The 23,307-nt window shown below is 71.7% G+C and carries 16 protein-coding genes; 10 read left to right on the forward strand and 6 right to left on the reverse strand.

The genetic code is table 11. From position 1 onward, the window contains the following. Window positions 1-126: 126 nt before the first annotated feature. From ACWEJ6_RS24010 to ACWEJ6_RS24020, 3 genes are all read left to right on the forward strand, one after another. Window positions 127-3,072, forward strand: a complete 2,946-nt coding sequence (locus ACWEJ6_RS24010; protein ID WP_452426249.1) for a glycoside hydrolase family 48 protein — start codon at window positions 127-129, stop codon at window positions 3,070-3,072. Window positions 3,073-3,083: 11 nt separating this feature from the next. Next, the gene (locus tag ACWEJ6_RS24015) at window positions 3,084-5,843 is read left to right on the forward strand and encodes a glycoside hydrolase family 9 protein (RefSeq protein ID WP_452426251.1); all 2,760 of its coding nucleotides are present in this window, start codon (window positions 3,084-3,086) and stop codon (window positions 5,841-5,843) included. 76 nt (window positions 5,844-5,919) lie between these two features. Then, window positions 5,920-7,512, forward strand: a complete 1,593-nt coding sequence (locus ACWEJ6_RS24020) for a cellulase family glycosylhydrolase (RefSeq protein WP_452426253.1) — start codon at window positions 5,920-5,922, stop codon at window positions 7,510-7,512. A gap of 134 nt (window positions 7,513-7,646) precedes the next feature. Here the strand turns inward: ACWEJ6_RS24020 and ACWEJ6_RS24025 are convergent, their stop codons facing one another. The 5 genes from ACWEJ6_RS24025 to ACWEJ6_RS24045 form a co-directional block, all read right to left on the reverse strand. Continuing rightward, on the reverse strand, window positions 7,647-8,168 hold the full coding sequence (locus tag ACWEJ6_RS24025; protein ID WP_452426255.1) for a hypothetical protein: 522 nt from the start codon (window positions 8,166-8,168) through the stop codon (window positions 7,647-7,649). Further along, entirely contained in the window at window positions 8,165-9,238 is a 1,074-nt protein-coding gene (locus ACWEJ6_RS24030; protein ID WP_387671420.1) for a lytic polysaccharide monooxygenase, read from the reverse strand. Before ACWEJ6_RS24030 ends, ACWEJ6_RS24025 begins: the two co-directional genes overlap by 4 nt. Window positions 9,239-9,406: 168 nt before the next feature. Then, the gene (locus ACWEJ6_RS24035; RefSeq protein WP_452426257.1) at window positions 9,407-10,684 is read right to left on the reverse strand and encodes a serine/threonine-protein kinase; all 1,278 of its coding nucleotides are present in this window, start codon (window positions 10,682-10,684) and stop codon (window positions 9,407-9,409) included. Then, the gene (locus ACWEJ6_RS24040; RefSeq protein WP_352358712.1) at window positions 10,671-11,642 is read right to left on the reverse strand and encodes a LacI family DNA-binding transcriptional regulator; all 972 of its coding nucleotides are present in this window, start codon (window positions 11,640-11,642) and stop codon (window positions 10,671-10,673) included. Before ACWEJ6_RS24040 ends, ACWEJ6_RS24035 begins: the two co-directional genes overlap by 14 nt. Window positions 11,643-11,870: 228 nt before the next feature. Continuing rightward, window positions 11,871-14,072, reverse strand: coding sequence for a transglycosylase domain-containing protein (locus tag ACWEJ6_RS24045; protein ID WP_452426260.1), 2,202 nt, complete (start codon window positions 14,070-14,072; stop codon window positions 11,871-11,873). A gap of 192 nt (window positions 14,073-14,264) precedes the next feature. Between ACWEJ6_RS24045 and ACWEJ6_RS24050 the strand changes: the two genes are divergently transcribed. From ACWEJ6_RS24050 to ACWEJ6_RS24065, 4 genes are all read left to right on the forward strand, one after another. Further along, on the forward strand, window positions 14,265-15,560 hold the full coding sequence (locus tag ACWEJ6_RS24050; protein WP_452426262.1) for a cytochrome P450: 1,296 nt from the start codon (window positions 14,265-14,267) through the stop codon (window positions 15,558-15,560). Window positions 15,561-15,666: 106 nt separating this feature from the next. Then, the gene (locus tag ACWEJ6_RS24055; protein WP_452426264.1) at window positions 15,667-16,836 is read left to right on the forward strand and encodes a hypothetical protein; all 1,170 of its coding nucleotides are present in this window, start codon (window positions 15,667-15,669) and stop codon (window positions 16,834-16,836) included. Continuing rightward, window positions 16,833-17,831 carry a hypothetical protein gene (locus tag ACWEJ6_RS24060; protein ID WP_452426266.1) on the forward strand — a complete coding sequence of 333 codons (999 nt, stop codon included), beginning with the start codon at window positions 16,833-16,835 and terminating at the stop codon, window positions 17,829-17,831. The genes ACWEJ6_RS24055 and ACWEJ6_RS24060 overlap by 4 nt, the downstream gene beginning before the upstream one ends. Window positions 17,832-17,952: 121 nt before the next feature. After that, complete coding sequence (locus ACWEJ6_RS24065; RefSeq protein ID WP_452426268.1) at window positions 17,953-18,363, forward strand: STAS domain-containing protein; 411 nt, start codon at window positions 17,953-17,955, stop codon at window positions 18,361-18,363. On the opposite strand, the gene ACWEJ6_RS24070 is transcribed toward ACWEJ6_RS24065, so the two are convergent. Beyond that, window positions 18,351-19,757, reverse strand: coding sequence for a dihydrolipoyl dehydrogenase family protein (locus ACWEJ6_RS24070; protein WP_452426270.1), 1,407 nt, complete (start codon window positions 19,755-19,757; stop codon window positions 18,351-18,353). The genes ACWEJ6_RS24065 and ACWEJ6_RS24070 overlap by 13 nt on opposite strands. A 164-nt stretch (window positions 19,758-19,921) precedes the next feature. On the opposite strand from ACWEJ6_RS24070, the gene ACWEJ6_RS24075 reads away from it, so the two are divergent. The 3 genes from ACWEJ6_RS24075 to ACWEJ6_RS24085 all read left to right on the forward strand — a co-directional run bounded on the left by ACWEJ6_RS24075 (window position 19,922) and on the right by ACWEJ6_RS24085 (window position 23,296). Then, window positions 19,922-21,304, forward strand: a complete 1,383-nt coding sequence (locus tag ACWEJ6_RS24075) for a hypothetical protein (RefSeq protein WP_452426272.1) — start codon at window positions 19,922-19,924, stop codon at window positions 21,302-21,304. Beyond that, complete coding sequence (locus ACWEJ6_RS24080) at window positions 21,301-22,395, forward strand: sialidase family protein (protein WP_452426274.1); 1,095 nt, start codon at window positions 21,301-21,303, stop codon at window positions 22,393-22,395. Before ACWEJ6_RS24075 ends, ACWEJ6_RS24080 begins: the two co-directional genes overlap by 4 nt. A 142-nt stretch (window positions 22,396-22,537) precedes the next feature. Then, window positions 22,538-23,296: an IclR family transcriptional regulator gene (locus tag ACWEJ6_RS24085; RefSeq protein WP_452426276.1), complete on the forward strand. Its 759-nt coding sequence runs from the start codon at window positions 22,538-22,540 to the stop codon at window positions 23,294-23,296. Window positions 23,297-23,307 lie beyond the last annotated feature (11 nt).

Below are 23,307 nucleotides of genomic sequence, written 5' to 3' on the forward strand. Positions count from 1 at the left end.
ATCATCGGCAGCCTGGTGAGAGGAAACGCGGGGGCCGCCGGACGGGCGATCCGTTGACATACGCCGCCGGTCACCCACAATCCCCCTTGGGAGCGCTCCCATACCCCCTACTCCCATGGAGATCCCTTGAAACACAGACCTCCTTCCCGTCTTTCCCGCCTGTCGAGGCGGCTCGCCGGAGCCGCGACGCTCGTGCTCGCGGCGGGCACGACCACGACCCTCGCGGCGCTGCCCGCGCACGCCGCCGCCGCCTGCGACGTGACGTACACCGCCAACCAGTGGACGAGCGGCCCGGGCCAGGGCGGGTTCACCGCCAACCTGACCCTGAAGAACACCGGCGACCCGATCACCTCGTGGACGCTCGGCTTCGACTTCCCGACCGCGGGCCAGAAGTACACGCCCACCGGCTGGAGCGCCAACTGGACGCAGTCCGGCACGCACGTCACCGCCACCAACATGCCGTGGAACGGCAGCCTGGCCACCGGCGCCTCGACGACGCTCGGCTTCAACGGCACCTGGACGGGCAGCAACCCGAGCCCGACCTCGTTCACCGTGAACGGCGTGACCTGCGGCGGCGCCAACACCCCGCCCACGGTCGCGCTGACCTCGCCCACCGCCGGCCAGACGTTCACCGCCCCGGCCACCGTGGCCATCGCCGCGAACGCCGCCGACGCCGACGGCACGGTCTCCAAGGTCGACTTCTACCAGGGCTCCACGCTGCTCGGCACCGACACCTCGGCGCCGTACGGCTACACCTGGCAGAACGTGGCCGCGGGCAGCTACTCGATCACCGCGAAGGCCACCGACAACGGGGGCGCGACCACGACCTCGGCCCCCGTCGGGATCACCGTCTCGCAGAACACCGGGCCCGCCCTCGTGGTGAGCCCGACCACGATCTCCGTGCCGGAGAAGGGCACCGCGGGCTTCGGCGTGAAGCTCTCGCAGGCGCCCGCCGCGAACGTGACCGTCACCACCGCCCGCACCAGCGGCGACGCCGACCTGACCGTCGGCTCCGGCGGCTCGCTCACTTTCACCCCGGCCAACTGGAACACCGTCCAGAACGTCACCCTGGCGGCGGCGGACGACGCCGACACCACCAGCGGCACCGCCGAGTTCACGGTGAGCGCGACCGGCTACACCCCGGTCAAGGTCACCGCCAGTGAGGCGGACGACGACCTCGGCGGCGACAACGAGTACGTCAAGCGGTTCGTCGAGATGTACAACGAGCTGCACGACCCGGCCAACGGGTACTTCTCGCCCGACGGCGTGCCGTACCACTCGGTGGAGACGTTCATGGTCGAGGCGCCCGACCACGGGCACGAGACCACGTCCGAGGCCTACAGCTACTACCTGTGGCTGGAGGCGACCTACGGGCAGGTGACCGGCGACTGGGCGAAGTTCAACAACGCGTGGGCCTCGATGGAGAAGTACATCATCCCCTCGACCGCCGACCAGCCGACGAACTCCTTCTACAACCCCGCCAAGCCGGCCACGTACGCCGGTGAGTGGAACGACATCAAGCAGTACCCGACGCAGCTCGACTCCGGGGTGTCCGTGGGCTCGGACCCGCTGGCCAACGAGCTGAAGAGCGCGTACAACACCAGTGACGTCTACGGCATGCACTGGCTGCTCGACGTCGACAACACCTACGGCTTCGGCCGCTGCGGCGACGGCACGAGCAAGAACACCTACATCAACACCTACCAGCGCGGCCCGGAGGAGTCGGTCTTCGAGACCATCCCGCAGCCGTCCTGCGACACGTTCAAGTTCGGCGGCCCCAACGGCTACCTCGACCTGTTCACCAAGGACAGCAACTACGCCAAGCAGTGGAAGTACACCAACGCGCCCGACGCCGACGCGCGGGCCGTCCAGGCGGCGTACTGGGCGCAGACGTGGGCCAAGCAGCAGGGCAAGGAGTCGCAGATCTCCGCGTCGGTCGCCAAGGCCGCCAAGATGGGCGACTACCTGCGGTACGCGATGTACGACAAGTACTTCAAGAAGCCCGGCTGCACCAGCACCTCGTGTGCCGCGGGCACCGGCAAGGACGCCTCCAACTACCTGCTGTCCTGGTACTACGCCTGGGGCGGCGCGAGCGACACCAGCGCGGGCTGGGCCTGGCGCATCGGCTCCAGCCACAACCACTCCGGCTACCAGAACCCGCTCGCGGCCTGGGCGCTGGCCAACGTGGCCGAGCTGAAGCCCAAGAGTGGCACCGGCGCGGCCGACTGGAGCACCAGCCTGACCCGCCAGCTGCAGTTCTACACCTGGCTGCAGTCGGCCGAGGGCGCCATCGCGGGCGGCGCGACCAACAGCTGGGAGGGCCACTACGCCACCCCGCCGGCCGGGCTGCCGAAGTTCCACGGCATGACCTACGACTGGCAGCCGGTCTACCACGACCCGCCGTCCAACCAGTGGTTCGGGTTCCAGGCGTGGACCATGGAGCGGGTGGCCGAGCTCTACTACGCCTCGGGCAACGCCGACGCCAAGGCGCTGCTGGACAAGTGGGTCGCCTGGGCGATGGCCAACACCACGATCAACGCGGACGGCACGTACCAGATGCCGTCGACGCTGAAGTGGACCGGCCAGCCCGCCGGTGACTTCAGCGACCCGAACGGCATGCCGCCGCCCAACCCCGGCCTGCACGTGACGGTCGCCGACTACACCAACGACGTCGGCGTGGCCGGCTCGTACGCCAAGGCCCTGATGTACTACGCGGCCAAGGCGAACCACGCCGGGGCCAGGACCATGGCCAAGGCGCTGCTGGACGGCGTGTGGAAGAACCGCGACGCCAAGGGCGTGTCGGTGTCGGAGACCAAGACCGACTACAAGCGGCTGAACGACCCGGTCTACGTGCCCCCGGGCTGGACCGGCAAGATGCCGAACGGCGACACGATCAACTCCAGCTCGACGTTCATGTCGATCAGGTCCTTCTACAAGAACGACCCCGACTGGCCCGAGGTGAACGCCTACCTCCAGGGCACCGGGCCCGCGCCGACGTTCAACTACCACCGCTTCTGGGCGCAGGTGGACGTGGCCGTGGCCCTGGCCGAGTACGGGCGGCTCTTCCCGTGAGAAAGTCGGCGATGATCGCCGCGGCGTCGCTGGTCCTGCCCCTGCTCGCAGGGGTGGGGCCGGTGGCCCACGCGGCCGCGCCCGCCTTCGCCTACGGTGAGGCGCTGCAGAAGTCGCTGTGGTTCTACGAGGCCCAGCAGTCGGGCGACCTGCCCGCCTGGAACCGCGTCTCCTGGCGCGGCGACTCGGGCCTGAACGACGGCAAGGACGCCGGGCTGGACCTGACCGGAGGCTGGTACGACGCGGGCGACCACGTCAAGTTCGGCTTCCCGATGGCCTTCTCGGCCACGATGCTGGCCTGGGGCGGCGTGGAGTACCGCGACGCCTACGCGGGCTCCGGCCAGCTCACCCACCTGCTGAACAACCTGAGGTTCGTCAACGACTACTTCGTCAAGGCCCACCCGTCGGCCGACGTGCTGTACGGGCAGGTCGGCAACGGCGGCACCGACCACGCCTGGTGGGGCCCGGCCGAGGCCATGCAGATGAACCGGCCGGCCTACAAGATCGACGCGTCCTGCGGCGGTTCGGACCTGGCGGGGGAGACGGCGGCGGCGATGGCGGCATCGTCGATCGTCTTCCGTCCGACCGATCCGGCGTATGCCGACAAGCTGGTGACGCACGCCAAGCAGCTGTACTCCTTCGCCGACACGGTCAGGAAGAAGTACAGCGACTGCATCAGCGACGCCCAGGGCTACTACAACTCCTGGAGCGGCTACAACGACGAGCTGGTCTGGGGGGCGATCTGGCTCTACCGGGCCACGAACGACGCCGCCTACCTGGCCAAGGCCGAGGCCGGTTACGACAACCTGGGCAACGAACCGCAGACCACGACGAAGTCGTACAAGTGGACGATCGCCTGGGACGACAAGTCGTACGGCGCGTACGTGCTGCTGCACAAGCTCACCGGCAAGCAGAAGTACCTGGACGACGCCGACCGCTGGCTCGACTGGTGGACGGTCGGCGTCAACGGCTCCAAGGTCAGGTACTCGCCGGGCGGCCAGGCCGTGCTGGACCGGTGGGGGTCGCTGCGGTACGCGGCCAACACCTCGTTCGTCGCGCTCGTGCACAGCGACTCGATCAGTGACCCGGCGCGCAAGGCCCGCTACCACGACTTCGCGGTCCGGCAGATCAACTACGCGCTCGGCGACAACCCGCGCAACTCCTCGTACCTGATCGGGTTCGGGGCCAACCCGCCGAAGAACCCGCACCACCGCACGGCGCACGGCTCGTGGACCGACCAGATCACCAACCCGGTCAACAGCCGCCACACGCTGTACGGCGCGCTGGTCGGCGGCCCGCCCGACCCCGACGACGTCTACGCCGACAAACGCGACGACTACGTCATGAACGAGGTCGCGACCGACTACAACGCCGGCTTCACCAGCGCCCTGGCCCGGCTCTACAAGGAGTACGGGGGAGCGCCCGCGGCGAACTTCCCGCCCGCCGAGACCCCGGACGGCCCGGAGATCTTCGTCGAGGCCGGCGTGAACGCCTCCGGCACGAACTTCACCGAGATCAAGGCCATCGTGCGCAACCAGTCGGCCTGGCCCGCGCGGGTCCTGTCGGACGGCTCGTTCCGCTACTACTTCACCCTCGACGGCTCGACGACCGCCTCGCAGATCAGCGTGTCGTCGGCCTACACGCAGTGCAAGGCCCCCACGCTCGGCTCGGCCGGCGGGAGCGTGCTCTACGTGAACATCGACTGCTCGGGGCAGGCCATCGCCCCGGCCGGGCAGTCGCAGCACCGCAGGGAGGTGCAGTTCAGGATCACCAGCGCGGGCGCCTGGAACCCGGCCGACGACTGGTCGTACCAGGGCATCCCGGCCACGCCGGGCGCGACGCCGGTGCAGACGAAGAACATCACCCTCTACAGCGGCGCCACCAAGATCTGGGGTGAGCCCCCGGGGCCGCAGGAGCAGGACACGACAGCGCCCAGCAAGCCGGGCAGGCCCGCGGTCTCCGCGATCACGGGCACGGCGGCGAAGCTGAGCTGGACGGCCTCCACGGACAACGTGGGGGTGACCGGTTACGACGTCTACCTGGGGTCCACCAAGGCGGGCACGGCCACCGGCACCTCCTTCGACCTCAGCGGGCTCACCCCTGCCACGGCCTACGCCGTCCACGTGGTGGCCAGGGACGCGGCGGGCAACACCTCGGCGTCCTCGGACGAGACGACGTTCACCACCACGGACTCCGAGGACAAGACGGCGCCCACCAAGCCCGGCAAACCGTCCGTCTCGGGCATCACCGGCTCGGGCGCGAAGGTCACCTGGGCGGCCTCCACGGACAACGTGGGCGTGACCGGTTACGACGTCTACCTGGGGTCCGCCAAGGCGGGCACGGCCACCGGCACCTCGTACGACCTGGGCGGGCTCAGCCCGGCGACGGCGTACACGGTCTCGGTGGTGGCCAGGGACGCGGCGGGCAACAGCTCGACGCCGTCCGACGGCACGTCGTTCACGACCGCCGACCCGCCCCAGGGCGGCTGCGCGGCCACGTTCAAGGTCACCAACTCCTGGGGCGGCGCGTACCAGGCCGAGGTGACCGTCAAGAACGTCGGCTCCGCGGCCATCACGGGCTGGACGGCCGCCTGGACGTCCGCGAACCAGATCACCCAGCTCTGGGGCGGAAAGCTCACCCAGACCGGCTCGTCCGTGTCCGTCAGGAACGAGGCGTGGAACGGCGGGCTCGCCGCCGGCGCCACGACCACGTTCGGCTTCATCGCCAACGGCACCCCGTCCACCTCCGACCTCACCTGCACCCCCGCCTGAGCCCGCCGACCCCGCCCTCGCCCCGGCTGCCGAGCAGGGGCGAGGGCGGATCCACCGGCTCAGGGAAAGGCAGCACATGCGATCACTGTTCACCGCGCCGGCGCTCGCCGCCGCGCTTGTGGCCGCCTCCTTGATCGTGCCGGGCACCGCGGCGCGGGCCGCCACCGGCATCCACGTGAGCGGCACGAAGATCCTGGAAGGCGACGGCCAGGAGTTCGTGATGCGCGGCACCAGCCATGCCCACACCTGGTACCCGGCCCGGACCAAGGCGTTCGCCGACATCAGGTCGCTGAAGGCCAACACCGTGCGCGTCGTGCTCAGCGGCGGCCGGTGGAGCGCCAACTCCGCCTCCGACGTGGCCGGCGTGGTCTCCCTGTGCAAGCAGAACAAGCTCATCTGCGTGCTGGAGGACCACGACACCACCGGGTACGGCGAGCAGAGCGGCGCGTACACGCTCGACCAGGCCGCCGACTACTGGATCAGCGTCAAGAGCGCCCTGGCCGGACAGGAGGACTACGTCGTCGTCAACATCGGCAACGAGCCGATCGGCAACAACGCCACCACGCCGGGCTGGGCCGAGGCCACCAAGGCCGCGATCGCCAAGCTGCGCGCCAACGGCATCCACCACGCGCTGATGGTGGACGCCCCCGCCTGGGGCCAGGACTGGCAGAACGTCATGCGGGACAACGCCGCGTCCGTCCTCGCCGCCGACCCCGACAAGAACACGATCTTCTCCGTGCACATGTACGGCGTCTACGACACCGCCGCCGAGATCACGTCGTACCTGGACGCGTTCCGGACGGCCGGGCTGCCGCTGGTCATCGGCGAGTTCGGGTTCAACCACTCCGACGGCGACCCCGACGAGGACACGATCATGTCCCAGGCCGTGAGCCGCGGCCTCGGCTACCTGGGCTGGTCGTGGAGCGGCAACGGCGGCGGCGTCGAGTACCTCGACCAGGTCACCGGCTTCGACGTCACCCGGCTCACCTCGTGGGGGCAGCGGCTGTTCAACGGCCCCAACGGCATCGCCGCCACGGCCAGGCAGGCGTCCGTCTACGGGGGCGGCACCACCGACCCGACCCCGCCGAGCGCCCCCGGCGCCCCGGCGGCCTCGAACGTCACCTCGTCCGGCGCCACCCTGACCTGGCCGGCCGCCACCGACGACGTGGGCGTGACCGGCTACGACGTCTACACCTCGGCCGGCGTCCCGCTCGGGACCACGGCCACCACCTCGATCACCCTGACCGGCCTGTCGCCCTCGACCGCCTACCAGGTGCACGTCAAGGCCAGGGACGCGGCGGGCAACCAGTCGGCCGCCTCGCCCACGGCCTCCTTCACCACCCTGGCCGGGGGCGGCGACGGGGGCTGCACGGCCGTGGGGACCGTCCAGAGCCAGTGGGGCAACGGGTACGTCCTGCAGCCCGTCACGGTGACCAACACCGGCACGACCGCCAGGAACGGCTGGACGGTGACGTTCACGCTGCCCGCGGGCCACACCGTGACCGGCTTCTGGAACGCCGCGGTGACGGTCAGCGGGCGGACCGTGACCGCGCGGAACCTGAGCTACAACGGCACGCTCGCGCCCGGCGCCGCCACCGGTTTCGGGGTCCAGGCCGGTCGTCCGGACGGCGACTCGTCCGTCCCGTCCGGCTACACCTGCGCCGGCTAGAGAAGGAGGAGGTGAGGCCCATCAACTGATCCTGCCCGCGACACCATCCCGCCCGGATGGGACGGACGCGGCCGGCGAACCCCCAGCCGGCCGCGTCCGTTTGCACCATCCACCGGCTCGGCCTTGCCCGGCGGTCAGCGGGGATCCTGGGCGTGGGAGAAGCGTTCGCGGGCCGCGTCGATGGCGGCCTCGTCCGAGAAGTCGGCGAACGCCTCGTCGTGGTAGCGCGCGGGGATCAGCGCCCGGACCCGCTCCGGATATCCGGGCCCGGCGGCAGGCACCTTGACCTGCGGCGGCACGCCCAGGCGGACGGCGATGGGCCCCGAGGCCCGGACGGACATCGCCCAGTCACGGCTCTCGCCGACGATCGCGCACAGGTGCCGGGCGTAGACCCAGCGCACCTCGGCCAGGCCGGCGGCGTCCGGCGGGTCCGTGCCGAACGGCTCCACCGCGCACACCACCCGAGCCTCGAACCCGTGCCCGTGGTCGTGGTGCTCCTTGGGCGTGGCCCGTTCGAGGATCAGCGTCACCTGGGCGGCGAGCTCCTGGTCGAGCCGCGCCGACTCCTGGTGGGCGGCGAACAGCGTCGCCCCGGCCAGCGCCAGGCCGGCCAGGGCGACGCCTGCCGCGATCTTCCCGCGACGTGGTCCGGTCACGGGCTCGTGCAGGTCAGCGCGGGTGCGGGGCTCGGGATCGAGCCGGTGGCGTTGAAGCCGAACGTGGTGGACGCGTTCGGCGCGAGCTGACCGTTGTAGGAGGCGTTCTTGACGGAGACGTTCGGCGGCTGGGCGGACAGCACGCCGTTCCAGGGCGCGCCGTCGAAGCCCTGGCCGCCGGAGTAGGTCCACTTGACCGTCCAGCCGTTCAGTGACGTCGTGCCGGTGTTCCTCACCGTCACCTCGCCCTGGAAGTGACCGGCCCAGCCGGTGTCGGTGGCCTTCCAGGTGGCGGTGCAGCCGCCGGGGGGCGGGGTCACCGTCGGGGTGACCGTGGGGGTGGACGTGGGCGTGCCCGAAGGCGTGCCGCCGCCGGGGCCGACGCCGGTGACCTGGCCGTTGCCGCCGTCGAAGACGACGTCGGAGCAGCTGTAGAAGTTCTCGTTGCTGTCGGAGCGGATCCAGTGGGTGTAGATGATGTGCCGCCCGGTCTTGCCGGAGGGAAGCTGGGCGTTCCAGTAGTAGTAGTTGAGCCCGCCGGGGCCGCCGCTGGCGGGCGGGTTGGTGACGCTGCCGAACGACTCCAGGTCCGACCACTTGAGCGGGCCGTCGGGGTTCCAGCCGTTCTTGGTGACGTAGTAGACGAAGGTGCCGGGGTGCTGGGCCCAGTTGCTGTGCCGCATCTGGATGCTCGCGCCCGACGTCAGGTGGGTCAGCGGCCAGTCGGAGCGGACGGCGTTGTAGGCGGTGAAGTCGTAGGGGCCGCCGGTGCCGCCGCTGCAGAGCTGGCCGTCGGGGATGAAGCCGCTGGTGCGCCCGGCGCCGTCGGAACGCAGCACGGCGAACCAGTTGTAGAGCGGGGTCGCGCCGCTCTGGGCGACGGCCGCCGCGCAGGCCGGGTTGTAGGACTGGATCTGGCCGTTCTCGCGCAGGCCGTCCTGCCAGCACAGGAAGGTCCTGGCGCCGGGGAACATGGACACGCCGTGGGCCTGCGCCTGCGGCGGCGCGATCAGGACGGTGGCCAGCAGGACCAGGGCGGCGGTGAGCGCCGCCGTTCGAAAGTGTTTCATGGGGCTTCCTTCGTGCAGGGGAACACAGGAACGCCCACGATCAGCCCGCCCGGCCAGCGCATTGAACCATGGGCGGCGCCGTCCCGACAACGTGGTGTGAAACTTTCAGCCGATCTTGGTCAGCGCCTGACCCGGCGGGCGCGAGGGGCATCGATCCCGGCGAACCCCTCAGCCGGGTTCCATGGCCCGGTCGAGCACCTTGAGCCTGGCCTCCAGCTCCGCCCGGCAGGCGGGGGCCAGGCGGCCCTCCCTGGCCCGGTCGGCGACCTTGCGCCGCACCTCGGCCGTGCCGGTGACCGAGGGGCCGCGGACCAGCGAGTCGAGCACCTGCTTGAGGTCGAGCACCACGTCCGCGTCGGTCGCGTCGCACGGTTCGCCGTCTTCGAGCGTGTCGTGGAAGCCGTCCACGGCCTGCTCGACGGTGACCGGCCCGGCCGGTGAGCTCCGCAACGCCCGGGAGGCCGACGCCGCGGCCGACGGCGTGACGGACGGCGTGACGGGGGGCGTGACGGACGGTGTGACCTGCGGCGACAGCACCGGCTCCGGGTCGGACCGCTGGAACCACAGCAGCACGGTGAGCGCAAGCAGCGCCGACCCGGCCACCGTCAGCCCCCGCCGCACCTGCCGGGCGATCCCGGCCGTGCCGAGCGCCGAGGTCAGCGCGGCGACGATCTCCTCGGCCGTGGGCCGCTCCTCGGGCAGGTGCGCCAGGCAGCTCTGGCAGAGCGAGGCGACGCCGTGCGGCACGCCGGTCACCCGGGGCGGGGGATCGGTCCGGCGCGCCGCCTCGATCTCCTCCCACGTCGTCTCCGGGTACGGGGTGCGCCCGGTGAGCATGGCGAACAGCAGCACGCCCAAGGCGTACACGTCCACGGCCGGGTGGGTGGGGGCGCCGAGGAGGCGTTCGGGGGCGACGTAGGGCGGGGTGCCGCGGTCGTCGTCGGGGTCGCCGGCCCAGGCCGCGATGCCGAAGTCGAGCAGCTTGGGGCCGTCGGCGGTGAGCAGCACGTTCTCGGCGGTGACGTCCCGGTGGACCAGGCCGCGGGCGTGCCCGGCCATCAGCACGCGGGTCAGCCGCAGGGCGATGGCCGCCGCCTCGGTCCACGGCAGCGGCCCCTCGGCGATGCGCTCGGCCAGGGGGGTGCCGTCGAGCAGGGGCATCACCACGTACGCGGCCACGCCGCCCTTCGCGGTGACGGTCTCGCCGTAGTCGTAGATCTCGATCGAGTCCCGGTGGATGAACCGGGCCGCGGCGCGGGCCTCGCTGCGCACCCGCACGCGTTCGCCGTGGTCGGTGTGCAGCGAGGCGGTCAGCACCTTGACCGCGACCAGCCGCTGCAACGACTGGTCGAAGGCACGCCAGATGACCGACATGCCGCCGTGGGCCAGCGGGTCCAGCAGCAGGTACCGCCGGGCCAGCACGTCCCCCGGCTCAAGCTGACTCACGGATGACCAGTTCCGTGGGGAGGACGGGGTCGATCCCCGTCGCCCCGGTCAGGAGCAGGCGGGTGGCGACCGTGGCGAGCTCCTCGACGGGCTGGCGGATGGTGGTCAGCGCCGGGACGGTGTGCCGGGCCACGGGGGCGTCGTCGAAGCCGATCACGGCGACGTCCGCGGGCACCTTGCGGCCGGCCCGGCGCAGGGCCTGGATCGCGCCGGCCGCCATCAGGTCGGAGGCGACGAAGACGGCGTCGAGGCCCGGCGCGTGGCGTAACAGCCACTGCATGGCGTGCGTGCCCGAGGCCGCGGTGAAGTCGCCGTAGGCCACGGGCACGTCGGGCGCGCCGGCCGACTGCAGGGTGCGGACGAGCCCTTCGAGCCGGTCGCGGGCGGCGGGCAGGGAGGGCGGGCCGCCGATGGCCGCCACGTTCCTGCGGCCCTGTAACAGCAGGTGCTCGGCCGCCTGCCGGCCGCCGTCGAGGTTGTCCACGTCGGCGTAGGGCAGCTTGAGGTCGTGGGGCGGCCGGCCGATGTTGCGGACCGGGATGCCGGCGGTGGACAGCTTGATGGCCAGCGGATGGCGTTCGCGCGCGCCGACGATGAGGACGGCGCCCGACAGCGCGGGCAGCGTGGAGGAGGTGGGCGTCACGGTCGTCACCATGAGGTGGGTGCCGTGCTCGGCGATCACCGCTCCGGCGGCGGACAGGAGCCTGGCGTAGTAGGGCTCGGAGAACAGGCGGGGGAGATGGTCGCAGATCACCGCCGTGACGCCGTCGGTCAGCGTCTTGGCGGCGCTGCCCCTGGGCGCGCGTTGTCGGACGTAGCCCATGCGGGAGACGGCGTCGTAGACTTGCCGGCGGGTCGAGGTACTGACCCGCACCGAGCCCGTGAGGACTCGAGATGCGGTCGCGGGGGAAACCCCTGCAGCGGCCGCCACCTGTGCCAGTGTGGGCTGCTCGGTCATGGAGCACCTCGCGGAAAGATCCTGGGAGCGCTCCCACGTTACCAATGTTTCGCCGCTGTTAATAGGGCCTTTGCAGGGGGTGCGCCCGGGTGTGCGGACGCCCGCCGAATCTGCTCAGGTGGGGGCGGTGGTCACCGCCGGAGGTTTTCCCGCCGCAGGTCGATCACGACATATTGACCATCCGTTAGGGGTATCCGGGACGCGCCGGATACCCCTGGACGTCCGTCTCTAGCGCCTGCCGCGGCCCCGGCCGTGACCGTTGCCGTCGCCGTTCTGGTAACCCTGGCCGGGGCCGAAGTCGCCGTCGGGGTTGACGTCGGTGAGGCCCTGGTCCCCGTTGTCGTCGGGCTCCTGCCTGCGGGGGGCGCAGCCCTGGCCGCAGCCGCCGAAGCGGGAGGAGTCGACCGGGGTGAAGGCCGTCGGCGGGGTGCCCTTGAGCGCGGCCTTCATGGTGGCGTTCCAGATCGGGCCGGGGATGGAGGCGCCGAAGACCGAGGAGTAGTACCGGCCGCCGATGGTGATGCCGTTCAGCTTGTGGGTCGTCGAGCCGCGCGGGTCGCCGATGCTGACCGCGCCGGCCAGGTCGGGGGTGAACCCGGCGAACCAGGCGGTGGCCTGGTCGTCGGTGGTGCCGGTCTTGCCCGCCGCCGGACGGCCGATGCCGCCGACCGCGCGCATCGTGCCCTTGGTGAAGACGCCGGACAGGATGTTCGCCGCCGCGTCGGCGACCTCGGGGTCGAACGCCTGCGTGCACTTGGGCTTGTACTCGGTCACCTTGCCGTTGCGGTCGGTGATCTGGGTGATGGCCGTCGGCGGGCAGTACTTGCCGCGCGCGCCGATCGCCGCGTAGGCCGTGGCCACGGTCACCGGGTCCATCTCGTTGATGCCGAGCGTGAACGTCTCGAACTCCTGGAGCTTGCCGCCGTCAGAGCGCTTGATGCCGAGCGACTTGGCGGTCTCGACCACCTTGCAGAGGCCGACCTTCTGCTCCAGCGTCATGAAGAACGTGTTCACCGAGCCCCAGGTGCCGGTGGCCAGCGACTTGAAGCCGCCGCCGCCCTCGTCGTTGGTGACGGTGTGGCTCGGGTCGCCGACGTTCTGGCCCTTGCAGTTCTTGAACGCCCAGTAGTTGGGGGCGGTGTAGCCGCTGCCCACGTTGAAGCCGTCGTTGATCTTCATGCCCTGCTTGAGCGCGGTGAGCAGGGTGAACGTCTTGAACGTCGAGCCGGCCTGGAAGCCGACGCCGCCGCCGTGCACCGCGTCGGCCACCACGTTGTACGACATCTCGTGCTTGCGCCTGGAGTTGCCGTACTTGCGGCTGGCGGCCATGGCCTTGATCTCGCCCGTGCCCGGCTTGACCAGGGCCTCGGAGGCGACCGGGTTGTCGGAGGCGAAGACGTGCTTCTTGATGGCCTCCTCGGCGGCCTTCTGCATCTTCGGGTCGATCGTGGTCTTGATCTCCAGGCCGCCCCGGTTGAGGAACTGGGTGCGGGCCTTCTTGGTCTTGCCGAAGGCCGGGTTGCTCAGGATCTCGTTGCGCACGTACATGCAGAAGTAGGGATACGGGCTGGCGCCGCAGCCGCCGGGCAGCGGGGTGCCCTTGTAGCCGAGCTTCTTGGCCCTAGCCTCCTCGTGCTGCTCAGGCGTGATCTTCTTGAGCTCCAGCATGCGGTCGAGCACCACGTTGCGCCGGTTGAGCAGTTGCGCGCGCGACTCCTTGCCCAGGTTGGGGTCGGTCCGGTTGGGGTCCTGGACCGCGCCGGCCAGCGTGGCCGCCTGGGGGAGCGTCAGCTCGGCCGCCGACACGCCGAAGAACCGCTTGGCCGCCGCCTCGACGCCGTACGCGCCGGCGCCGAAGTAGGCGATGTTGAGGTACTTGCCGAGGATCTCGTTCTTGCTGTACTTCTCCTCGACCGCCATCGCGTAGCGCAGCTCCTTGAGCTTGCGGGCGTAGCTGGCTTCGAGGGCCGCGTTCTTCTCCTTCTCGGTGGTGGCCGAGTTGAGCAGCACCTGCTTGACGTACTGCTGGGTGATGGAGGAGCCACCCTGGGCGATGCCGCCCCTGCTGAGGTTCTTGGCGAGGGCGCGCACGGTGCCCTCGATGTCGATCGCGCCGTGCTCGTAGAAGCGGTAGTCCTCGATGGAGATGATGGCCGTCTTCATGATGTCGGCCACCTCGTCGAGCGAGACGTTTACCCGGTACTCCTCGTAGAACTGGGCGATCTCGTTGCCCTTGGCGTCGAGGACCGTCGTCTTCTCGGCGAGCGGCGGTTCTTTGAGGTCTTCCGGTTTGATGTTCAGTTCCTCGGACGCCGAGACGAACATCGCTCCGGTGCCGCCGACCGCCGGCAGCGCGATGGCCGCGGCCACCACTCCCGCGGCCATCGCAGCCCCGGTCAGGCGCACGATGCTCGACATTCGGGAACCCATGCGGAAAAACCTCCCCATCTCGGCTTTTGGGTGCATCCTAAACCCGCCCATGACCTGCTCTCTGTAAAAAGACGAAGCCCGCGCCGGCGGTGGATGCTTCTACCCCGGGTGAGACGCCGAAGCACGGGATTTGGTTCGCCGGGTTTCCCGTCGAATTCGTTTCCTGTGGGTCTGCGGGGATAGGGCGTGGTCATGACTTCTCACCGAGTGTTGCCACGCGAGCAGGCGCGGGTCCGTGAGCCGGTCACCGCTCCCCGCCGGAGGCCGGTCCTGGACGACACCCTGACGCTGCTGCTCGACCCGTACCGCTTCATCGGCGACCGGGCGCGGCGGCTCGGCTCCGACGTCTTCGAGACGCGGCTGCTGCTCCAGCCGACCATCTGCATGACCGGCGCGCAGGCCGCCGAGGTCTTCTACGACCCCGAGCTGTTCGTCCGGGACGGCGCCGCGCCCCGGCGGCTCCAGGCGACGCTGTTCGGCAGGAACGGCGTGCAGGCCCTCGACGGCGAGACCCACCGGGCGCGCAAGGCCATGTTCATGTCGCTGATGGGCCGGGAGGGCCGCGACCGGCTGGCGGAGCTGGCCGGCCGGCGCTGGCGCGAGCGCATCCGCGCCTGGCAGGGCATGCCGCGGGTCGTCCTGTACGAGGAGGTCAGCAGGCTGCTGTGCCAGGCGGTCTGCGACTGGACGGGCGTGCCGCTGCCGCCCGCGCGGGTGCCCGAGGTCACCGCCACCCTCCAGGCGGCCATCGAGGGCGCGGGCGGGCTCGGCCCCCGCTACCTGCGCGGCCGGTACGCCCGGATCAAGGGCGACCTGTGGCTGTCCGGCCTGATCCGCTTCGCCCGCGACGACCCCGGCCGCTTCGCCGGCACGGTGACCGGCCTGATCGCGGGCTACCGCGACCCCGACGGCACCCTGCTCCCGGTCAGGACCGCGGCCGTCGAGCTGCACAACGTGCTGCGGCCCACGGTGGCGGTGGCCAGGTTCGTGACGTTCGCGGCCATGGCACTGCACGCCCACCCGGAGTACTACGAGCGCGTCCGCGAGGGCGACGAGCAGTTCGTCGAGCACTTCGTCCAGGAGGTACGCCGGTTCTATCCGTTCTTCCCGTTCGTCGCCGCCAAGGTGGCCAAGCCCTTCACCTGGAACGGCGAGCACTTCCCGCAGGGCCGGCGGGCACTGCTCGACCTGTACGGCATCGACCACGACCCGCGCCTGTGGGACCGCCCAGGCGAGTTCCGCCCGGAACGGTTCGCCGAATGGGACGGCGGCGAGTACGACTTCGTCCCCCAGGGCGGCGGCGACCACTACGAAGGGCACCGGTGCCCCGGCGAGTGGATCACCGTGGACCTGATGAAGCTGGCGGTGACCGCGCTGACCCGCTGGATGACGTACGGCGTGCCGGCCCAGGACCTGCGCATGCCGTCGTGGCGCGCTCCGGCCGTCCCCAACAGCCGTTTCGTCATCGACCAGGTCGAGGCCGTCTGAGATTCGGGCAGCGCCCGGCAAAGAAGCGTGTTGTCGCGCGGGTACGCGCGCGAGGGTCTGGCAACGTTCACCGGGGCGATTCTTCCTGGCCTTGGTGGAGGGTTTCATGCGTCGTGTCGTGGACGACGAGGAGCAGGTCGATCAACTGGTCTCGGCCGCCAGGGCGTACTGGGGGGACAGCGCGGGCGACACGGGTTGCGTGGTGGCCGAGGCGTTCGACGAGGACGTCCGGGCGGTCGTGCGCACCGTCATGGTTGCCAAGGCCGTGTGCGGGCTGCTGTCGGCCCGGCTGGTCGTGCTCACCGACCCGCGGTGGCGGCCGCTGGCCGAGGCGTTCGGGGCCGCCGCCGATCTCGGGCCGCCCGACGCGCTGGTCACCAGCCGGATCGATCCCGGCGTGCGCACCGACATCCCGGTCGTGCACGTGCACGGCACCGGGTCGCTGCAGGCGTACGCGCTCTTCCCGGGTGAGACGCCCGTCTCCTTCGGCGAGGAGCTGCCCGGCCGGGTCGCGGAGTTCTTCGAGCGCCAGATCTGGCCCAACAGGGAGGCGATCCGGCCGAGCGCCGAGCGTACGGCCTGGCGGGCCAAGGAGGGCTACCAGGTCCGCACCGACACCGAACGCCGCCAGCTCCGCCTCTACGGCTGCTCCCGGCTGCGCCTGGACCCCGGCCGGCCCACCGTCACGGTGTTCGGCCACATGCCGGGCCGCGACACCGAGCTGTTCGAGGAGGCCGAGCGGTACGCGGCCGGCGAGGAGTCGGCCAACTGGCTGTTCCTCGACCGCCTGCGCTCCGGCCTGCTGTCGCCGAACATCCTGTGGAGCATGACCGACGTCGCCGTCACGTTCGGCGGCAGCGACCTGCCCGCCTTCGGCGTCCCCGTCATCCAGGCCGGCTGGTCGGAGGGCGCCGCCTGCGGGGCCACCCACCTCGCGCGCACGCCGGAGGAGCTGCGCGACCGGCTCGGCGAGGCCGTCGCCGTGCACGGCAAGGCGGAGACCATCCTCGGCCCGGAGCAGCGCGAGCGCGCCCGCCTGTGGTTGTGGCTGCGCCGCTGCGGCGCCGACGTGCCGACCCAGGTCCTGCCGCGCTGGGAGCTCGGCCCCGACTACCCGCGGGCCCTGGCGGTCGCCCTGCGGCACGCCGAGCCCGACGGCGACCCGCTCTTCGAGGCGGTGCGCCGCATGTGGGAGCGCCGCGACCCGGTGCTCACCCGATTCGACTTCCAGGACCTGGCCAAGACCACACTGACCCCCGCGAGGAGCGCCCGATGACCGGAACAGGACCCATCACAGAGCTCGACCCGGTGATCCTGCCCGCGATCCCGCCCGTGCACGTGACCAGCGGGCGGTTCCCCGCGCTCCAGGTGATCGACCGGCTGCACCGCGGCAGCCAGATCGTGGGCAGGTTCGAGACGTCCGGGCTGGTCGGCTTCAAGGTGTCCGCGCAGGGACGGCCGCTGCGGGTGCAGATGTCGCTGTCCATGGACGAGCGGTCGGTCAGCGGCTGGCACACCGGCAGGACGGGCCCCGACTTCACGACGCCCCGGTGCGTCCAGATCCGTTCCCAGGGCCGCCTGCGCCAGTGCGTGCTGCTGCGCGGCCGCAACCCGCACGCCCGCGTGGCCTTCGACCTGACCCCCGAGGAGATCCCGGACGACGGGCTGATCTGCGTCGAGGCCCTGGACGTCATGGAGGGCGACGGCGTCTGCGACGAGGTGCGCACGTTCCTGTCCGGCCGCGTCCAGGAGGACGGGGCGGCCGGGCTGCGGCTGAACAAGATCGTGTTCGAGGAGCCGCCCGAGGTCGACTACGACCCCGACACGCTCGACGGCTCCCGCTGCGAGCTGTCCTCGCTGATCAGCGGCGGCGGCCTGGCCAACGTCAACCGGCAGGGCGTGCGCGTCCTGCGGTCGGGCATGTTCGTGGTCAACCCGGTGCTGCGCGACACGTTCGGGGCCAGCGGGCGGATCACGCTCCGGCTGGGCACGAAGGCGGAGGCGGCCAGCATGATCCCGGCGACCTGGCGGCGGGTCAACAGCGAGCTGCGCTGGCTGCGGCACGCCACCAGGAAGCTCCTCGGCACGGCGGCCCCCACGGTGGAGCGCGTCTACAGCCTCAGGGACGGCGTGGCCGGGCCCTTCGGGCAGACCGTCCACGGGAACGTCACCGAGCTCGTCCTGCCGAGCCCGACGGTCTCGCCGTTCCTCGTGGTGATCGAGCGGGTGCCGGGCGTCCTGCCGACGCTGGAGTCGGGCACCTCGGACTAGCGGGAACTCCGGTTCCCTCGACCCGCGTGACCTGCGAGACCCGCCGTTTCGGCGGGAAAACTGGTGATCAGCTGTGATAACGCCACTCTGCGGGCAGTTGTCATGGGTGGGCGGGAACGGTTTGAGCATCGAGACGATCCGGCATCAGCAGTGCACGGTCATGCGCGCCACGGGCGAGCTCGACCACGCGGGACGGGTCGGGTTCAGCGCCCACATCAACGCGGTGTGGGACTGGTCGCCCGGACCCGTCCTCGTCTTCGACCTGGCCGACCTGGTCTTCTACGACTCCTCCGCCATCGGCGTGCTGGCCACGGCGATCCAGCGGATGGAGGCGGAGCCGGGCGGCCGGATCATCGTGGTGAGCCCGTCCGACCACCTGCTGTCGGTGCTGCGGCTGACCGACCTGCTCTCCCACGTCGAGCTGCGCGGCAGCGTCGAGGAGACCGTGGCGGAGCTGACGGTGGGCGCCGTCCCGCCGCCCGTCCCCCCGACCTGGTCCGGGGGGACGTCGGACGTCGCCTACAACCCGTAGGTCTCCAGCAGCCGCAGCCAGATCTCGCTCACGGTCGGGAACGACGGCACGGCGTGCCAGAGCCGGTCGAGCGGCACCTCGCCGGTGACCGCGATCGTGGCGGCGTGCAGCAGCTCGCCGACGCCGGGACCGGCGAAGGTGACGCCGAGCAGCACCTTCCTGTCCTCGTCCACCACGGCCTTGGCACGGCCCCGGTAGCCGTCGCCCAGCAGGTACGCGCCCGAGACCGAGCCGAGGTCGTACTCGACCGCGCGCACCCGGAAGCCGGCCTTCCTGGCCTCGGCCTCCGTACGGCCGACCGCGCAGACCTGCGGGTCGGTGAAGACCACCTGCGGCGCGCCGAAGCCGCCGGCGAGGTCGCGCATGGCGGGCAGGTCGTCGCCGTGCGCCCGCGCCGCGATCACGTCGCCGCAGATCCTGGCCTGGTACTTGCCCATGTGGGTGAGCAGCGCGCGGCCGTTGACGTCGCCGACGGCGTAGAGCCAGCCGCCCGGCACGCCGGTGGCCCGCATGCTGTCGTCGACCTCGACGGGCGCGTCGTCGGGCAGGCCGACCGTGTCCAGCCCGATCCCGTGGGTGGCGACCTTGCGGCCGGTGGCCACCAGCAGCTCGTCGGCCTCCAGCGGCGGCCCCTCCGACAGGTGCACGGTCACCTTGCCGCCCGGCTCGGGCCGCTCGACCCTGACCACGTCGGTGTGCAGGCGCACGTCGATGCCCGCCTCGCCGAACGACCGGGCCACCAGCTCGCCCGCGAACGGCTCGATCCGGCCGAGCAGCCCGCCGCCGCGCACCAGCACGGTCGTCTGCCGCGCGCCCAGCCCGTGCATGGCCTGCGCCATCTCGCAGGCGACCACGCCGCCGCCGATCACCACCAGGCGTTCGGGCACCTTCGTCGCGGCGGTGACCTCGTGGCTGGTCCACGGCTTCGCCTCGGCCATGCCCGGCACCGGCGGGACCGCCGCCGTGCTGCCGGTGGCCAGCACGACCGCCTGCCGGGCCGTGAGCACCCGCTCGCCGCCGTCGGGGGTCGTGACGACCACCCGCCGCTCGCCGTCGAGCCGCCCCCTGCCGCGGACGAACTCCGCCGGCACGCCCTCGACCCAGCTCACCTGCCCGGAGTCGTCGTAGCGTGAGACCGCCTCGTCACGCCGGGCGAGCACCGCGGCCACGTCGATCGGCCCCAGCGAGAGCCCGGGCACCCGGGACACCTCGCCGGCCAGGTCGACCGGGCGCAGCAGCGCCTTGCTCGGGACGCACGCCCAGTAGGAGCACTCGCCGCCGGCCAGCCGCTCCTCGACGATCGCGGCGCTCAACCCGCCGCGCACCGCCCGCGCGACGACGTTCTCGCCCGCCGGACCGGCCCCGATCACGATGACGTCGAACTCCTCAGCCACGCTGCCTCCCCATACTCGTCCTCGATTCGCACTCTTTCATGCCCTGCCCGCGCCACCCGAGGTGGCCACGGGCGTGAACCCTTTCGGCCCGCGACGGAGAGACCGGGTAGATGCCCGCGCCGTCCGGGGGAGCCCGCTCGGCACTCCCATGAAGGAGCTTCCCCATGCCGGCGCCGTCTCCTGTGTTCGTGCTGCCCGGAAACGCCCTGGGGCGGCATCGGGCGCTGCTGGTCGCGCTGGTGCCCGCCGTCGCGCTGCGGCTGCTCGCGATGGCGGGGTACCGGCCCGCGCTGTGGTTCTGGGCGGACTCCTTCTCCTACCTGGAGGCCGCGGCCGACCCCGTGCCCGGGACGTTCCGGCCGCTCGGGTACTCGCTCTTCCTGGCCGCGCTCGGGCCCGGGAAGAGCCTGGCGCTGGTGGCCGCCGTGCAGCACGCGTCCGGGCCGGCGCTCGCCGTGGCCGTCTACGCCCTGCTGCGGCGGCGCGGCCTGCCTGGCTGGGGCGCGACGGCCGCCGTCGCGCCGCTGCTGTACGACGAGTTCCTGATCCTGCTGGAACACATGATCATGGCGGACGCGCTGTTCACCGTGCTGGTCACGGCCGGGATCCTGGCGCTGTCGGGCCGGCTCAGCCCGGCAACGGCGGCCGCCGGCGGCGTGCTGCTCGGCCTGGCCGCCGTCACCCGCACGATCGGGGTGGCCGTCCTCGTGGTGGCCGCCGCCTGCCTGCTGCTGCGCCATCCCGGGCCGCGCGCGCTGCTCTGCCTGGTCCTGGCGGGGGCGGCGCCGCTGCTCGGATACGCCTCCTGGATGTGGGCCACCAGCGGCACCTTCGGCCTGACCAAGGCCGACGGCCTGTTCCTGTGGGCCCGCACGACGACCTTCGCCGACTGCTCGGTCATCAGGCCGGAGCCCGAGCTGGCCCCCCTCTGCCCGCGGACGCCGGTGGCCGGGCGGCCCTCTCCCGCCCACTGGATGTGGGGGCCCACCCTGGCCGCCGTCCCCGGCGACCGGAACGCGCTGGCCGGGCGCTTCGCCCGCGAGGCCGTCCTCGCCCAGCCCGGCGACTACCTGGCCGCCGTCGGGCGCGACCTGCGGTGGCTGCTGCGCTGGGAGCGCACCACGGCCAGGAAGGCGTCCGACAGGAAGATCAATCCGTACTGGTTCCCCTACGAGGAGCGCCCGCTGCGCTCGTCCGTACGGCGGATCGCCGGGGCGTACGAGGGCGGGCCGGCGGACACGCGGATCGTCGAGCCCTACGCGGGCTGGCTGCGGGCCTACCAGCGCTTCGGCTACCTGCCGTACCCGGTGCTCCTTGCGCTGCTCGGCGGCGCGCTCGCGGTGGCGGCCGTACGGCGGCGGCCGGACGCGCTGCTGCCCGGCGTGGCCGCCGCCGTGCTGGTCGTGGCGCCGTCCTTCCTGAGCGGGTACGACGTGCGGTACGTCGTACCGGCTCTCCCGCTGGCCTGCCTGGCCGCCGGGCTGGCATCGGGACGTCCGCCGGAGGTCGGGAGACGTTCACCTGCGGGGCCTAGCGTTCGCGCATGACTCCTTACCCCACGTCGGTGGTGTACCGGGCGGCGACCGAGGGTTATCACACCTTCCGCATCCCGGCGGTCGTGGTGACCGGGGCCGGGACGCTCCTCGCCTTCGCCGAGGGGCGGCGCGGGTCCGCCGGTGACTCGGGGCACATCGACCTGGTGCTCAGGCGGTCGGCCGACGGCGGGCTGACGTGGGGTCCCCTTCAGGTGGTCGCCACCGAACCGCGCCGCGGCACCGTGGGCAACCCCGCGCCCGTGGTGCTGGACGACGGCCGGATCCTGCTCGTCACGGTCCGGCAGGGCCCGTCGGCGACGGAGGAGAAGATCAGGCGGGGCCAGGTGCAGGCGGCGGAAGGGCGGCGGGTGTTCGTCCAGGTCAGCGCGGACGACGGGATCACCTGGCCGGCCCCGCGCGAGATCACCGCCCAGGTCAAGCGCCCCGAGTGGCGCTGGTACGCCACCGGCCCCGGGCACGCCGTCCGGCTCCGGAGCGGGCGCGTCGTGGTGCCGGGCAATCACTCCCTGCCCCCGTCCGGCTCGGACGACGGCACCGAGGGCCGCTACAACGGCGGCCACGCGCTGCTCAGCGACGACGGCGGCCGTACCTGGCGCATCGGCTACGTGGACGACAACCCCGACGGCTACGTCAACGTCAACGAGACCACCGCGACCGAGTTGCCCGACGGCCGCCTCTACCTCAACGCCAGGACGGACTCCGCCGCGCCGGGCACCCGCGCCGACGCCTGCTCCTCCGACGGCGGGCAGCGGCTCGACCTGCCCTTCCGCCCGCAGGCCGGGCTGGCGGGGCCGGTGGTGGAGGGCAGCGTGCTGTGGTGCGAGCCGCCCGGCGTGCTGCTGTTCTCCGGCCCGGCCGCGCCCGACGCGCGGGCCCTGATGACGGTACGGGCGAGCACCGACGCCGGGGTCACCTGGCATCCCGTGCACACCGTGTCGGGCCTGCCCGCCGCCTACTCCGACCTGGTCAGGGTGGACGGCGACACGGTGGGGCTGCTGTTCGAGACCGGCGACTTCGGGCCGTACGAGAGCATCGTCTTCCGGCGCGTCCCGGTCGCCGAGCTCGACCCCCGCCGGGCGTAGCCGCCCGTTCCTTTCCCCCAGCTCTGTGCTGACACAGGGCTGTGCTGACTACGCTGAGACGACCACTGTGCGACCGCGTGTGCGGAGAGTTCCGTATTACGCGCTAGCATTCCGATCAGCGGAACAGGCGAGGGAGAGTTCAGTGGCTGAGACCCAGTCCCCTGTGGGGAGCGTCGATCGTGCCCTGCTGATCCTGCAGGAGATCGGGAGACACAGCAGGGGAGTGACGCTCGACGAGCTGGCCACCAGGCTGCGGCTGCCGAAGAGCTCGCTGCACCGCCTGCTCGGGGCGTTGAAGCACCGGGGCTTCGCGGCCCAGCCGGAGCCGAGCGGGCCGTACTTCCTCGGCACCGAGATGCTGGCCACGGCCTTCCGGTTCTACGAGACGATGGACCTGCGCACGCTCGTCCGGCCGCTGCTGCTGCGGCTGAGCGAGGAGTTCTCCGAGACCGTGCACATGGCCATGCTCGACGGCGGCGAGGTCGTCTACCTGGACAAGGTCGAGGCGGTGCGGTCGATCACCATGACCTCGGTGGTCGGCGGGCGCAACGCGGCCCACTGCACGGGCGTGGGCAAGGCGCTGCTGGCCTGGACGTACCCGACGGACGAGTCGGTCAAGGCGTGGGCCGAACGCCACGGGCCGCTGGCCGCCAGGACCAGGAACACGATCACGAACCCCACCAAGCTGGCCACCCACCTCGACCAGGTCAGGCAGCAGGGGTACGCGCTCGACCTGGAGGAGAACGAGCCGGGGGTGCGGTGCGTGGCGGCGCCGGTCTTCCTGGGCAAGACCGCGCCGGTGGCGGCGGTGAGCGTGACCGCGATCAAGGACCGCATGTCCGTCGCCCGCCTCGAAGAGGTCGGCCTCGGCCTCCGCCGCGCCATCTCCGCCCAGGTCTGACCCCCCACCCA

The sequence above is a fragment of the Nonomuraea sp. NPDC004702 genome (assembly GCF_053601695.1).